This is a genomic window from Cytobacillus kochii, assembly GCF_044790165.1.
GTDB lineage: Bacteria > Bacillota > Bacilli > Bacillales > Cytobacillaceae > Cytobacillus > Cytobacillus kochii.
On record NZ_CP085254.1, the window covers coordinates 4,493,238 to 4,507,471 of the forward strand.

Consider the following 14,234-nt stretch of genomic DNA (forward strand, 5'->3'; position numbering starts at 1 on the left):
TTCGAGATATAATACTTGTATACAAGTATACTAAAATGAGAAGGTGTTATGATGAACGAACCAATAGAATTTCTCTACCCTTCCAAATGGCTCACGAAAGCTTCGACAGGTGAGCGCGTTGTAAGTGAATTAAGGATGCAAATTCTCTCAGGACGTATTGAAAGCGGTACCATTCTTTCAGAAAATAAATTAGCTGCTGACTTTTCAGTAAGTCGATCACCAATAAGAGAAGCATTAAAAATTCTCTCTGCTGAAAATATTATTCGCCAAGAACGAATGGGTGCAGTCGTCATTGGTTTATCCGAAAAAGAAATAGAAGAAATATACGATGTGCGCATTCTTATTGAAACGTTTATCTATCAACGACTTGTACGTTCAGATATTACAGACCTTGTAAAAGAACTCAATAAGATTTTAGAAATGATGAAAGTCTCTATTAAATATAATGATGCGGATGAATTCTCACTTCAGGATTTACAATTTCATGAGACCATTATTCGAGCCGCTAATCACTCATATATATTAATGATCTGGAATAATTTAAAACCAGTCATGGAGGGGTTAATTCTATTATCCATGCGCAAGCGTTTTAAAGAAAACCAGCACGATTTCGAACGCATATTCACAAACCACGCACTCTATATTGAAGCGATTGAGAAAAAAGATAAAGCATTAATGATTCAATCTCTCCATCAAAATTTTGATGATGTGCAAGGAAGAGTTGAAGATATGTGGAAATCCCAAGAAATTCTTGCAGAAGGGGGCGGAACAAAATGACAACCTATATGTTAGGTGTAGATATTGGAACAACCAGCACAAAGGCTGTTCTTTTTACAAAAGACGGGAAAGTCATTCAAAAAGAAAACATCGGCTACCCATTGCATACACCAGATATGTCTACAGCTGAGCAGGACCCTGAAGAAATCTATCAAGCGGTCAAGCAGGCGATAACGAACATTATGAAAAAAAATAGTGAAATGATGCCAGCATTCATTTCCTTTAGTAGTGCCATGCATAGCTTAATTGCTATCGATGAGAATGATCAACCATTGACTCCATGTATTACATGGGCCGATAACCGCAGTGAATCATGGGCACATAAAATTAAAGATGAATGGGGTGGCCATGAGATTTATAAACGTACAGGGACCCCTATTCATCCAATGTCCCCATTGAGTAAAATAACATGGATTACAAATGAACGCCCAGAAATAGCCCAAAGAACGAAAAAATACATTGGGATAAAAGAGTATATATTCAAGAAGTTCTTTAACCAATATGTTGTTGATTATTCTATCGCATCAGCAATGGGAATGATGAATCTTACTGAATTAACATGGGACAAAGAAGCATTAAAGATAGCGGGCATTCGCGAGGACCAGCTATCCACCCTTGTTCCCACAACTCAGATATTCACACACTGTGACAGTGAGCTTGCCTTACAAATGGGACTTGATCCTCATATCCCTTTTGTTATCGGTGCAAGTGATGGTGTCCTCTCTAATCTCGGAGTCAATGCGATTGGCAAAGGGGAAATCGCCGTCACCATCGGAACTAGTGGAGCCATTCGTACGATTATTGATCGTCCGCAAACAGATGAAAAAGGCCGGATTTTCTGTTATGCACTAACGGAAGATCACTGGGTCATTGGTGGCCCTGTTAATAATGGTGGGATTGTCCTCCGTTGGATTCGTGACGAATTTGCCTCATCCGAGGTAGAGACTGCCAAACGTTTAGGACTCGATCCATATGAAGTGTTAACGAAAATTGCTGAACGTGTGAGACCAGGTGCAAATGGACTTATTTTCCATCCTTTCCTTGCGGGTGAAAGAGCACCTGTATGGAATCCAGATGTTAGAGGCTCATTCTTTGGTTTAACCCTTTCACATAAAAAAGAACATATGATTCGCGCCGCATTAGAAGGTGTCATTTTCAACTTATACACTGTTTTCCTCGCACTTATGGAGTGTATGGACGAACCTGTTACGCGTATTCAAGCGACAGGCGGATTTGCCCGCTCTGCTGTTTGGCGCCAAATGATGGCGGATATTTTTGATTCTGAAGTGGTCGTACCTGAAAGCTATGAAAGTTCCTGCTTAGGGGCATGTATCCTTGGGTTATACGCTACAGGAGAAATTGAAAATTTTGCAGTAGCTTCTGACATGATCGGTAGCACACATAAACATACACCAGATGAAGATGCAGCTAATGCGTATCGTCAACTAATGCCTAGCTTTATCAACCTGACAAGAGTATTAACAGAGGAATATACAAAAATCGCTAACTACCAAAGAGGCTTGATAGGAAAAGATAGCGAATAAAAAGGAGAGAAAACTATGCCATTATTTATTGTTGCTTTAGGTATTATCGCCCTATTGCTCCTTATTATGGGGCTTAAACTCAACACATTTGTCTCACTTATTATCGTTTCATTTGGTGTTGCCCTAGCTCTTGGCATGCCTGCATCAGAAATTGTTGGCACGATTGAAAGCGGTCTTGGTGGAACACTTGGACATATCGCCTTAATCTTTGGTCTAGGTGCTATGCTTGGTAAATTAATCGCTGATGCTGGCGGTGCACAAAGAATTGCAATGACCCTTGTCAATAAGTTTGGTGAGAAAAATATCCAATGGGCAGTTGTCGTATCATCCTTTATTATCGGGATTGCCCTATTCTTTGAAGTAGGTCTTGTATTACTTATTCCCATCGTATTTGCGATTTCAAGAGAATTAAAAGTATCGATTCTTTACCTCGGTATCCCAATGGCAGCAGCATTATCTGTTACACATGGTTTCTTACCACCTCACCCTGGTCCAACCGTCATTGCCGGGGAGTACGGTGCAAATATCGGTGAAGTTCTATTATACGGGATGATTATTGCTATCCCAACAGTGATTATTGCTGGCCCAGTTTTCACTAAAATTGCGAAGAAAATCGTACCCAACTCTTTCACAAAGAGCGGAAATATTGCTTCTTTAGGTGAGCAAAAACAATTTAAACTTGAAGACACACCAGGGTTTGGTATCAGTGTATTTACAGCGATGTTACCAGTTATCCTTATGTCGATTGCAACAATCGTTACTTTACTTCAAGAAACGATGGGCTTTAGCGATAGCATAATCATTATCGTGATTAAGTTCATTGGTGATGCTTCAATCGCGATCTTGATCTCTCTACTTGTGGCCATTTACACAATGGGCATTGGCCGTAATATTCCAATTAAACAAGTAATGGACTCTTGCACAACAGCCATCACACAAATTGGAATGATGCTACTGATCATCGGTGGCGGTGGTGCTTTCAAGCAAGTATTGATTGACGGTGGGGTTGGTGATTATGTTGCCCAATTATTCGAAGGCACGACCCTTTCACCTATCTTATTAGCCTGGACCATCGCAGCCATCTTGAGAATTTCTTTAGGTTCTGCGACAGTTGCAGCATTAACAACAGCTGGACTTGTTATCCCTTTACTCGGTCAAACAGACGTTAACCTTGCTCTCGTTGTACTCGCAACAGGTGCAGGTAGCTTAATTGCATCCCACGTCAATGATGCAGGTTTCTGGATGTTTAAAGAGTATTTTGGTTTATCAATGAAAGAAACGTTTGCTACATGGACTTTATTAGAAACCATCATTTCCATTTCAGGCTTAGTATTTACTTTATTATTAAGCTTGATTGTTTAAGTGACAAAGAGCAAAAAGACGAGAGAGTTACGATCCACTCACTCGGCTTTTTGCTTTTTATTTCGGAGAGAAACGTTAACGTGTCAAAAAGCCGATCCGAAATTATAAAAGCTTGAATGGGATGGAAAAAATGAAAAACAAAGTAACCCTAGGAATAGTGGCAGAAACTGAAACTCCCTCCTCCAAAAGAAACTTGCAAAGATGTGCACGCAAAGTCACACTGGTTTTCAATACGATTTTGTCCGGACATTTCCTGTTTGCGCGTATTTCCTGTTTGCGCGCACTTCTTTCCTTTTCTTTACTCACTTTTGCGCGTATTTCCTGTTTGCGCGCACTTCCTTCCTTTTCTTCACTCACTTTTGCGCGTATTTCCTATTTACGCGCACTTTCTTCCTTTTCTTCACTCACTTTTGCGCGTATTTCCTGTTTACGCGCACTTCCTTCCTTTTTTTCACTCACTTTTGCGCGTATTTCCTATTTACGCGCACTTCTTTCCTTCTCTTTACTCACTTTTGCGCGTATCTCCTATTTATGCGCACTTTCTCCCTTTTCCTTAATCACTTTTGCGCGTATTTCCTATTTACGCGCACTTCTTTCCTTCTCTTTACTCACTTTTGCGCGTATTCCTTGTTTACACGCACTTCCTTCCTTTTCCTTAATCACTTTTGCGCGTATCTCCTATTTAGCGCACTTCTTTCCTTTTCTCCCCCTACTTTTGCGCGATCATCCCACTTCATTTCCCACCAACCAATTCAATAAAAAGGTTCTGATTCAACGCATCAGACTCACATAGACAGAACACATTCAAAAAATAACTAGAGGCTGGGACAAATGGTTTTCAGCAAATGAAAAAAACGAACTAATATTTGAAACACTATTTTAGAGCTTCAGATTAGTTCGTTTTTTATTATTTTTCACGTATTTAGTTTAGTTAAGAATTAGAAGTGAAGAATTTAGTTTTGTTCCAGCTTCTAGATCATACACATTTCTATCTGTTATTCAAATGCCGGAATCGCCGTTTCATCATAATTTTCTTCTAAGAATTTTTTCACTTCAGGGCTTGTCATTGCTTCTGCAAGTTTTTGAATCGCTTCTGAATCTTTGTTATCTTCGCGAGCGACAAGTGTAATGGCAAAGTCATTATCAATACCTTCTGTTAGTAGTGCATCACTTTTTGGTGTTAAGCCCAGTGGTGCAGCATAAGCAGGAGTCATTACGACTGCATCAGCATCATCATACATTCTCGCCAGCATTAATAAATCTACCTCTTCAAACTGATAGTTCTTTGGATTAGATGTGATGTCTGATTTCGTATAATATGGTCCTGTTTTTTCTTTTAATTCAATCACATCATGTTGTGCTAGTAATGCGAGTGAACGGTCAATATTGGATACATCATTGGCAATGGCAATCGTTGCTCCTTCAGGTAAATCAGCTATTTCTTCAAAGTTCTTTGCATAAACACCATAATTGGCAAAATAAATCTCTTGTATTGCCACTAAATTCGCATCATTACTACGATTGTACTCTTCCATATAAGGCACATGTTGAAAAAAGTTTGCATCTACTTCTTTTGCCGCTAAAGCTGTGTTGGGTTGCACATTATCACTTAGCACAACCATCTCTAGATGAATGCCCTCTTCTTTCAGTTGTGGCGCTACTAACTCAAGAATCTCTGTCATCGGTGGAATAAGTGAAGCGACTTTTAGTGTTACCTCTTCTTTATTGTCACCACCATTTGTTTGTTTATCGTCTGCTTGATCTTCTGTTTCTTGACCACAAGCAGCAAGCATCAAAATACTTAGTATCATTAAAGCAAATAGTCTTTTCATATTGTCCTCCTTCAGTATGTAGTCATCTCTTATCAATCACTCTCGCAACAGTTGTCCCAATAAACTGGATGCACTGTACGAGAATGACCATAATAATGATCATATATATCATTAAATCCGTCATAAATTGTTGATATCCATAGCGAATGGCGAAATCACCAATTCCTCCACCACCTACTACCCCCATAATAGTGGAATAGGATATAAAACTAATAATTGAAGTCGTTAAGCCAAGGACTAGCCCTGAACGTGCTTCGACAAATAAAAATTTGAAGACAACTTCGACAACCGATGCGCCCATCGCCTTTGCTGCCTCTATTACGCCTCTAGGGACATCTAATAAAGACTGCTCTACAAGGCGAGAATAATGTGCGATAGCGATAATTGAAAGCGGTACAGTTGCTGCCGCTGTGCCTATCGCTGTCCCAATAATGAACCTTGTAAAAGGAATCAAGAATACGACTAATAATAAAAATGGAAAAGAACGAATCGTATTTACCAATAAATTTAAAATCGAAAAAACAGCTCGACTTTCTAGTAAATTCCCTTTTCGACAAAGAAAAAGTAGTGTTCCAACAGGGAGTCCCACGATGACAGCGGCAAGAATAGACATCCCCACCATTGCAAAAGTCTCGCCAATCGCTTGCCATATTTCCGCCTCATACCTTTGCAATACTTCAGGCATCCCCGCTCACCTCACCTGTTAATTTTTCAATAAAATATTCAGGGGTGTGGTCCACATCAGGGACGCCTTTCGGTTCAAGCTCAATTGTCTTATAGACAGAGCCATCTGCCATAACCGATACGCGGTGACAAATGCTTTGTATAACCTCCATCTCATGGCTAACAATGACAATCGTGACCCCTAATGTACGATTAATCTCCTCTAGCACAGCGAGAATTTCCGCTGTTGTATGAGGATCAAGTGAAGAAGTTGGTTCATCGCATAATAACACCTTAGGCTCGTTCGCAAGGGCTCTAGCAATCGCCACTCTTTGTTTTTGACCGCCACTTAAACTTTGTGGGTACTGCTTTTCCAAATGAGCAAGACCTACGAACCTTAAGCATTCCATCACTCTTTCTCTTCGTTGATGCTTTGGGTAGTTTGCTAGCTGAAGACAAACCTCGACATTATCATAAATAGTTAAATTCGCCACAAGATTAAAATGCTGAAAAATCATCCCCATTGATTTTCTCGCTTCTCTTAACTGTTTTGGTTTCATCGTCATCAAGTTGTTTCCATCAACAACGACTTCACCGCAATCGGGTACTTCAAGCAAGTTCATTAACCGTAGTAATGTCGATTTTCCCGCTCCACTTGCTCCAATGATGCCGTAGATCTCGCCTCCATTTACTTCGATATCAACCGCTTTAATCGCTTCGTAATCAGCGAAGCGTTTACTTATATCATGCATTTGAATCAAATGAAATAAACCCCCTTTCCATTTATGAAAGGTAATCAATAACGGATATATTATAGCTCAATCCCTCTACAATGTCATTTTGACGGGCATTTACAAACATTCTGTCTACTTATAATGATGGAATCTGAGTTAGAGACAAAAAAAATCCCCCGCCATTTATTTTGGTAGGAGATTCTTGAGTTAATGTAATTTTATTGAACCACCATCAACAAGTATAGTTTGTCCAGTAATGTAGTTTGAATCTTCACTTGCTAAGAATACAGCTACTTTCCCGATATCATTTTCAGGATCACCTAAACGGCGTAATGGAATCTTATTTACCATCGCATCATATGCTTCAGGCGCATGTTGTTTCCATTGTTCCACTCCTGGTGTTAAAGCAATTGGAGAAATCAAGTTAATATTAATATGATCAGGTCCCCATTCATTTGCTGTTACACGTGTGATGGCACGTATCGCTTCTTTCGCAGCAGCATAAGCTGTTTGTGTCACTTGTCCATCAATTCCCGCTCCTGAAGCAAAATTAATGACCTTTCCTTTATTTTTCTTTAACTCAGGATACGCCGCTTGCATAAAGCGAACCGTTGGATAAAAACCAGTGTTAAAAGAAAGGTCAAAATGCTCTTGAGTTGTTTCATTAAAGAGCACCTGTTTAGATACATGTGCATTATTTACGAGAATATCAAGTTTACCAAACTTCCTAACAACTTCTTCAACAATTTGCGTAATGTTTTCTTGTACTGTGATATCTTTGATAAACAGCATACCTTCTGTGTGGACACGAATCTCTGCTAATGTCTCTTTCCCTTTTTCTTCATTCACATCAACAATGGCAACATGCGCGCCTTCTTTCGCCATCGCAAGCGCCATTCCTCTTCCGATTCCAGAAGCACTCCCAGTAATAATCGCAACCTTACCATTCAATTTCATGAGAAAGACCCCTTTATTAAAATAATATATTTAGACATCTAAATACTTTACGAATAAATCATATCAGATTATATTATGATCTGACAATAGATTATACTTCCACGTCATGGAAAATATAGGGTTTAGAACAGCAACATTACGGACGGATTTCATCAATGATTTATTGATAACTGGAGAGGAAAAATGAACGAAAAGGGTTTGTATGGAAAAACGCAAGGGGGCTAAAGGGCTGTGCTCACAATAGTTACATTTATTCTGTCAGGTTGTGTGGGTAATTCGCCTATGTGCACAGTAGTCTCTCCGTTTTCGCGGTTTATGCGGACACTTCGTCATATCCACACTATGCACAATCATAAATACGCTACTCTGGAACTTGTAACTAATGACAATCATTTATCAAGGTTCTTCTGATTTTCAACTATTTATCATGCGTCTGCGAAATCGGACAGGCTTACCAGATTTCCCACCAATCAATAACCATTCATAAACACAAAAAAGAAAAACCTGAACATTCCACACTTCAGCTGTGATGTTCAGGTTTCTCTCTCATCTATTAATTATGAATCGCTTTATTTTGATCTAAACCGAGCGCTCGGTCAGTCGTTTGATTTACTTTTTGGAGTAACTCCGGATTTTCTGATAAAGAAAGGCCGTAAGATGGTACCATCTCTTTAATTTTTGGCTCCCAATCTTTTATGTTTTCTGGGAAGCAGCGCTCAATGATATCCAGCATAACTGGAACAGCTGTCGATGCCCCTGGTGATGCGCCTAATAAAGCAGCTATTGAACCGTCGCCTGCCGTTACCACTTCAGTACCAAATTGGAGCGTACCTTTTCCGCCTTCTTCTGTATCTTTAATCACTTGCACACGTTGACCAGCAATAACTAATTCCCAGTCTTCACTTTTTGCATTTGGAACGAATTCACGTAATTGTTCCATGCGCTTTTCTTTTGACTGTAGCACTTGTTCAATTAGATATTTTGTTAAGCCCATTTCCTTCACACCAGCTGATAACATGGTTAACACATTGCTTGGCTTTACAGAAGTAATTAAATCAAACATGGATCCATTTTTTAAAAACTTTGGTGAGAAGCCGGCGAATGGACCGAATAATAATGATTTTTTGTTATTAATGTATCTTGTATCCAAATGCGGCACAGACATTGGTGGTGCACCCACAGGCGCTTTACCATAAACTTTCGCATGATGCTGTTCCACGATCTCTTGGTTTGTACAAGACATAAAGATTCCACTTACAGGGAACCCGCCAATGCCTTTCCCTTCAGGAATACCTGATTTTTGTAGTAAGTGTAAGCTACCGCCTCCACAACCGATAAAGACAAAGTCTGCTTTATGGTTTTCAAGGTTTCCACCTGCATGGTCACGTACTTTCACTTCCCAGCCGCCATCTCTTGTGCGTTTTAAATCATCTACACTATGCTGATAGTGCATTTCCACACCTTGAGACTCTAGTTGTTGGAATAATAAACGTGTAAGAGCACCGAAGTTTACATCTGTACCTGAATCGATTTTTGTTGCGGCAATCGCATCAGTAGTTGCACGGTTTTCCATAATTAAAGGAATCCATTTTTTTAATGTTTCATGATCTGTCGCATACTCCATACTAGCAAATAGTGGATTGCTAGACATTGCTTCATGACGTCTTTTCAAAAACTCTACATTTTTTTGTCCTTGCACTAAACTCATATGTGGCAAAGGCATAATGAACTCTTGTGGTCTTCTAATTAATTGACTATCAACTAGATAAGCCCAAAATTGTTTAGAAACTTGGAACTGCTCGTTAATATTGATGGCTTTCTTAATATCAACAGAACCATCTGGATTTTCTTTCGTATAGTTAAGCTCACATAATGCAGCATGACCTGTACCTGCATTGTTCCACTCATTTGAACTTTCTTCCCCTGTTTTATCCAATTTCTCAAACACTTTGATTTTCCAGTCTGGAACTAATTCTTTTAAGAGCGAACCTAAAGTCGCGCTCATAATCCCAGCACCAATTAAAATCACTTCTTTGGTTTCCCCGTTGCTCATTTTTTACCATCCTTATACCGTGAAATTTGCAGAGAAAATAAGACAATAGTCTAACCTACACCAAAAACGCTTCTCTACCCTTCCAGTTGTTGGTCGATGTAGGCAAACGTTTACATTGTGCAGGCACCTTCTCTTTAATATGCGCTAAATTAAATGTCATCAATCTTTGCAAAATATATATTTCTCAATACTAATTATACTATAAAATTGGCAATTATCCATCATAGAAGAAATTCTTCTCCCTCTATAATAGTATAAATCCTATTTATATTATATAAAATTTTTTGATATTTGACTGAAAAAAATAATGGAAAACAGATAAAAGTTGGAAAGTTCCGCGCATTTTCTCTTAGTGGTTATTCTTTTATTTGCTTTTAACGGATATTTTGCTGTTTTATTCAAATTTACCATTCTAATTATTTATTATTCCAAAATACTTAAAAGCCCCCGAAAAAAATTTTCAGGGGCCTATCTTTACGCATTTATTTTTTCTATTACTTCTGAAGGAATATCACTTTCTTTTACTTCATCGTAAGACGTGACTTCATTACTATCATCAAGATAAAGCATTAAGTAGGCACCCTCTCGCAAAGCTCTAGAAGAAGAGAATTCTACTGCGATTGCTTTGCCCTCTTTATTATAAGCTGAAAGCTCATACCAATACCTTTTCATCACTTCTCCTGATTCTAATGTTTCTTCTTCTACTCTCGGCTCTTCATTTAATTGAACATACGCGTTCTCTTTGCCTAAACGATTAAAATCCATATTCATTAATAGAATAACTGCCACAATAAAAACGATGACAATTCCCCCGATAACCCCAGTTGTCTTCTTCATTTATCTCTCCCCTAACATTGAAAATATCGTTTTTTGAAAGCTTCTTATCGTTAAGAAATAATAGATGAAATAGATTATTGTATATGCTAGCATCCATATTACTACTGGTATAAGCAGATTCATCATTAGCAAATTAGAAAATGCAACTAAGGCGATCGCTCCATGCATTAATCCAAGTAGTAATGGTGCCGTAAAGATCATTCCCACCTGATGTCTAATCGTTCGTTTCATTTCTTTTTGTGACACACCAATTTTGTATAACACTTGATATTTCCCTTTATCTTCTTCTGCTTCAGTCATCATCTTAAAGAAAATGATGCTACCAGTAGCGACTAAGAATACGAGTCCAAGAAAGCTCCCAACAAATAGCATAGAGCCTGAAGCTTCAATGGAATCTTTATATTGTTGTGTGGCACTTGAAAATTGTTCTGTAGAAGCAGCTAAATCATCTGATAGTGCTTGCTGCTTTTTATAATCTTCCACTTGAACTGCCTGGTAGGTCACCTGAGGGCTGTCAATTTGTTCAAAAAAAGCATCTGTTACAACTAATAATTTACCTCCCATTGTGAAGGTATTAACAACGGATCGTTCCTCGTAAGCAATTACGTTTAATGTTTGCTTATTAAGCTTAACCTCATCTACTTTCGTCGACCAACGCTCATCATAATACGTATCCAGGATAAATGCCTCTTCCTGATTAATGGTAGGGAGGCCCTCCCACCCTTGTTGTGTAGCCAATTGCTTGAAGGTTGAATAATCCATTACTTGGTAGTCAATTTCCATGTCGCCTTCAGCTATACGGACAGTTTTACTTTTGATTTCCTCTTTATACACAACAATGTCTTGTGTAATTTTCTGTGGCTCGCCCTCCCACATAAATGTAATAGGCGTGTAGGTCTCTATTTCTTTGTCCGCATTATAATAAAGCCCAAATACCGCACCACCAGCAGTAATTGTTGTTGCACTTAAAGTTGCAATTACTGTTAGTGTTCGTGCATTCCCACGAATGCGGTGCAATAGCTGTGACGTTGTCCATAGATTTAAGCCTTTCCAAGCCCAGTTCTTTTGATTTTTTAATTTCGATAAAATATAGACAAGTACACTATTAAAAATCAGATACGTTCCTAACACAGTTAATCCAATAATCACTAATGGCATAGCTACACTAAGTAAGCGCCATACTTCTGAAGTCATCAAATCTTGCAACGCCAACCAATAAGCACCTGCTAATGATGCCACACCTAATACAGCCGAGATAAGACGTGCTTTCGGCAATTCCTCGCCTTTCTTTTCTGCGTGAAATAAATCAATTAACTTAAAACGATAAATAACACGATAACCTTGTAATGACGTAAATAAAAACAGAATCATAAAGACGATGACTGTATTAACAACTGCACTTGGTGAAAATGCTAGACTGCTCATTACTTCTAGTCCCATTAATTTTAATAAAACCATTAAGAGGAGTTGTGATAATAAGAAGCCCAAGCCAACACCAATAATTAAGGCAATTACGCCAATAACGATATTCTCGAAAAAAAGCATAAAACCGATGGAGCGTTTACGTACCCCAAGTAAGGAATAAAGCGCTACTTCCTGCTTCCTTTTTTTCATAAAAAAAGAGTTCGAATAAAGGATAAACACAGCAACAAAAATAATCAGGACAAATGCAGATGCACTCATAATACTACTGACTTGCTTTGAGACTGCTGCCAAAGCAGTGATGTCTTCACTATATTTCAACGTGACAAAAGTAAAATAAATGATAATAGAGAAAATCATCGAGCCGATGTACAGCCCATAACTCTTCACATTTCGACGAATATTTTTGATCGCTAAATCAAATAGCGTCATTATCGTCACCGCCTAGTTGTGCCAATTCCGCTAAGATCATTTGGAAAAACTCTTTCCTGGTATGTGAACCACGATAAATTTCCTTTGATAATTGGCCATCTTTAATAAAAAGAATTCTTCGGCAAAAACTAGCAGCATAAGCATCATGCGTAACCATCATAATCGTTGTTTCATGCTTTTCATTTAATTGGCTCATGCTTTCTAGTAAATCTGTTGCTGACTTTGAATCCAAAGCACCAGTCGGTTCATCAGCAAAAATCAATTTAGGATTCGAAATCAGTGCACGACAAGCTGCCGTTCTTTGTTTCTGACCTCCAGATATTTGATAAGGATATTTATCCAATAAAGGAGCAATCCCGAATGTATGCGCTAATGTCTCTACTTTTTCAGCCATTTCCTTTGCTGATTTTTTAGCAATCGCAAGTGGCAAGACAATATTTTCGCGAACAGTTAATGAATCGAGTAGATTGTAGTCTTGAAAAATAAAACCTAAATGATCACGGCGAAAATCCGCTAACTTCTCTTCTTTCATTTTGGCAATATTGTCTTCTTCAATATAAATATCACCGTTAGTCGGAGAGTCAATTGTTGCCAATACATTTAGTAAGGTAGACTTCCCAGCTCCTGATGGCCCCATAACGCCTACAAATTCCCCATGGCTAATGTCAAATGATATATTCTGAAGCGCATGAAATGTGTTTGCACCTTTTCCGTATATTTTTTCTACCTTTTTTACAACTAATAATGATTCCATATATTAAGCACCTCTTTCTTATGTCTCTACTTTACCTCCCCATCCTTACACTAAATTCACTTCTACCTTACAAAATCCTTAAATTGTATATAATAATCGTTAAACACTGTTAAGATAAGGCTAATAGATAGATGAAAGGAAGGAATCAATGTGGAACAGCCTCGTATTCTAATCGTTGATGATGAACAAGATTTATGTCAGCTCATGCAAACTTCTCTAAAAAAAGAAGGATTTCAATCCATACAAACAGCAGGAACAGTTAAGAATGGTTGGGAACAATTCCAGGCTTTCTCCCCACATTTAGCGATTCTCGATGTGATGCTTCCTGACGGTGAGGGCTACGATTTATGTAAAAAAATCCGTGAAGTCTCAAGAATTCCAATTTTATTCCTATCCGCCAAAACAGATGAAGTCGATAAGATATTAGGATTGGCAATTGGCGGAGATGACTATATTACAAAACCATTCAGCCCAAAAGAAGTTGCTTATCGTGTGAAAGCGCAACTCCGACGTGCTGGCAGCTATTCACAACAGATATCTGAACAAGCAATGATAGAAACAACGATGATGACTGCCGGTCCTTTTGCCTTAAATAAAGAACAAACAGAAGTGTACAAGCAGGATCAACGCATAGAACTAACTGCTAAGGAAGTTGGGTTAATGGCTTGTTTTATCCGAAACCCAAATCGAATACTTAGTAAGGAAACATTGTTTCAAACCGTGTGGGGTGAAGACTTCTACGGAGCAGATAATACATTAATGGTTCATATCCGCAGATTACGTGAGAAAATAGAAGATAAACCATCCAAACCGACCTTCATTACGACGGTTAAAGGGCTCGGGTATCGACTGAATGTAAAATAGGTG

At 38.5% G+C, this 14,234-nt stretch carries 13 protein-coding genes; 5 read left to right on the forward strand and 8 right to left on the reverse strand.

Features of this window, described 5'->3' with window-relative positions; all coding sequences use genetic code 11:
- Positions 1 to 51: 51 nt before the first annotated feature.
- The 4 genes from LG276_RS22840 (at position 52) to LG276_RS22855 (ending at position 4,476) form a co-directional block, all read left to right on the forward strand.
- Entirely contained in the window at positions 52 to 777 is a 726-nt protein-coding gene (locus LG276_RS22840; protein ID WP_224936915.1) for a GntR family transcriptional regulator, read from the forward strand.
- Positions 774 to 2,321 (forward strand): gluconokinase, encoded by a 1,548-nt coding sequence (gene gntK, locus LG276_RS22845; protein WP_341105249.1) that lies wholly within the window; start codon positions 774 to 776, stop codon positions 2,319 to 2,321. The genes LG276_RS22840 and gntK overlap by 4 nt, the downstream gene beginning before the upstream one ends.
- A 15-nt stretch (positions 2,322 to 2,336) precedes the next feature.
- Entirely contained in the window at positions 2,337 to 3,683 is a 1,347-nt protein-coding gene (locus tag LG276_RS22850; RefSeq protein WP_224936917.1) for a GntP family permease, read from the forward strand.
- 130 nt (positions 3,684 to 3,813) lie between these two features.
- On the forward strand, positions 3,814 to 4,476 hold the full coding sequence (locus tag LG276_RS22855; RefSeq protein ID WP_404293019.1) for a hypothetical protein: 663 nt from the start codon (positions 3,814 to 3,816) through the stop codon (positions 4,474 to 4,476).
- A gap of 202 nt (positions 4,477 to 4,678) precedes the next feature.
- Here LG276_RS22855 and LG276_RS22860 read toward each other — a convergent pair whose 3' ends face one another.
- The 8 genes from LG276_RS22860 to LG276_RS22895 form a co-directional block, all read right to left on the reverse strand.
- Positions 4,679 to 5,515 carry a MetQ/NlpA family ABC transporter substrate-binding protein gene (locus tag LG276_RS22860; protein ID WP_289435005.1) on the reverse strand — a complete coding sequence of 279 codons (837 nt, stop codon included), beginning with the start codon at positions 5,513 to 5,515 and terminating at the stop codon, positions 4,679 to 4,681.
- Between the two features lie 22 nt (positions 5,516 to 5,537).
- Positions 5,538 to 6,200, reverse strand: a complete 663-nt coding sequence (locus LG276_RS22865; RefSeq protein ID WP_095371406.1) for a methionine ABC transporter permease — start codon at positions 6,198 to 6,200, stop codon at positions 5,538 to 5,540.
- Positions 6,193 to 6,939: a methionine ABC transporter ATP-binding protein gene (locus tag LG276_RS22870; protein WP_404293021.1), complete on the reverse strand. Its 747-nt coding sequence runs from the start codon at positions 6,937 to 6,939 to the stop codon at positions 6,193 to 6,195. The genes LG276_RS22865 and LG276_RS22870 overlap by 8 nt, the downstream gene beginning before the upstream one ends.
- Before the next feature lie 180 nt (positions 6,940 to 7,119).
- A complete protein-coding gene (locus LG276_RS22875; protein WP_251162420.1) occupies positions 7,120 to 7,869 on the reverse strand; it encodes an SDR family NAD(P)-dependent oxidoreductase in 750 nt (249 codons plus the stop codon).
- A 553-nt stretch (positions 7,870 to 8,422) separates the two neighbouring features.
- On the reverse strand, positions 8,423 to 9,922 hold the full coding sequence (locus tag LG276_RS22880) for a malate:quinone oxidoreductase (RefSeq protein ID WP_224936923.1): 1,500 nt from the start codon (positions 9,920 to 9,922) through the stop codon (positions 8,423 to 8,425).
- Positions 9,923 to 10,396: 474 nt separating this feature from the next.
- Complete coding sequence (locus LG276_RS22885; RefSeq protein ID WP_224936924.1) at positions 10,397 to 10,759, reverse strand: YxeA family protein; 363 nt, start codon at positions 10,757 to 10,759, stop codon at positions 10,397 to 10,399.
- Positions 10,760 to 12,613, reverse strand: a complete 1,854-nt coding sequence (locus LG276_RS22890; RefSeq protein WP_404293023.1) for an FtsX-like permease family protein — start codon at positions 12,611 to 12,613, stop codon at positions 10,760 to 10,762. It lies immediately after the preceding gene.
- Complete coding sequence (locus tag LG276_RS22895; protein ID WP_341105237.1) at positions 12,600 to 13,367, reverse strand: ABC transporter ATP-binding protein; 768 nt, start codon at positions 13,365 to 13,367, stop codon at positions 12,600 to 12,602. Before LG276_RS22895 ends, LG276_RS22890 begins: the two co-directional genes overlap by 14 nt.
- Positions 13,368 to 13,517: 150 nt before the next feature.
- Between LG276_RS22895 and LG276_RS22900 the strand changes: the two genes are divergently transcribed.
- Positions 13,518 to 14,231, forward strand: a complete 714-nt coding sequence (locus LG276_RS22900) for a response regulator transcription factor (RefSeq protein WP_289435012.1) — start codon at positions 13,518 to 13,520, stop codon at positions 14,229 to 14,231.
- The last annotated feature ends 3 nt before the right edge of the window (positions 14,232 to 14,234 follow it).

What these genes read in the sequence shown, in the direction of transcription:
- LG276_RS22840 (WP_224936915.1), top strand. Translation starts at nt 52, where the DNA reads ATGAACGAACCAATAGAATTTCTCTACCCTTCCAAATGGCTCACGAAA.
- gntK (WP_341105249.1), top strand. Translation starts at nt 774, where the DNA reads ATGACAACCTATATGTTAGGTGTAGATATTGGAACAACCAGCACAAAG.
- LG276_RS22850 (WP_224936917.1), top strand. Translation starts at nt 2,337, where the DNA reads ATGCCATTATTTATTGTTGCTTTAGGTATTATCGCCCTATTGCTCCTT.
- LG276_RS22855 (WP_404293019.1), top strand. Translation starts at nt 3,814, where the DNA reads ATGAAAAACAAAGTAACCCTAGGAATAGTGGCAGAAACTGAAACTCCC.
- LG276_RS22860 (WP_289435005.1), bottom strand. Translation starts at nt 5,515, where the DNA reads ATGAAAAGACTATTTGCTTTAATGATACTAAGTATTTTGATGCTTGCT.
- LG276_RS22865 (WP_095371406.1), bottom strand. Translation starts at nt 6,200, where the DNA reads ATGCCTGAAGTATTGCAAAGGTATGAGGCGGAAATATGGCAAGCGATT.
- LG276_RS22875 (WP_251162420.1), bottom strand. Translation starts at nt 7,869, where the DNA reads ATGAAATTGAATGGTAAGGTTGCGATTATTACTGGGAGTGCTTCTGGA.
- LG276_RS22880 (WP_224936923.1), bottom strand. Translation starts at nt 9,922, where the DNA reads ATGAGCAACGGGGAAACCAAAGAAGTGATTTTAATTGGTGCTGGGATT.
- LG276_RS22885 (WP_224936924.1), bottom strand. Translation starts at nt 10,759, where the DNA reads ATGAAGAAGACAACTGGGGTTATCGGGGGAATTGTCATCGTTTTTATT.
- LG276_RS22890 (WP_404293023.1), bottom strand. Translation starts at nt 12,613, where the DNA reads ATGACGCTATTTGATTTAGCGATCAAAAATATTCGTCGAAATGTGAAG.
- LG276_RS22895 (WP_341105237.1), bottom strand. Translation starts at nt 13,367, where the DNA reads ATGGAATCATTATTAGTTGTAAAAAAGGTAGAAAAAATATACGGAAAA.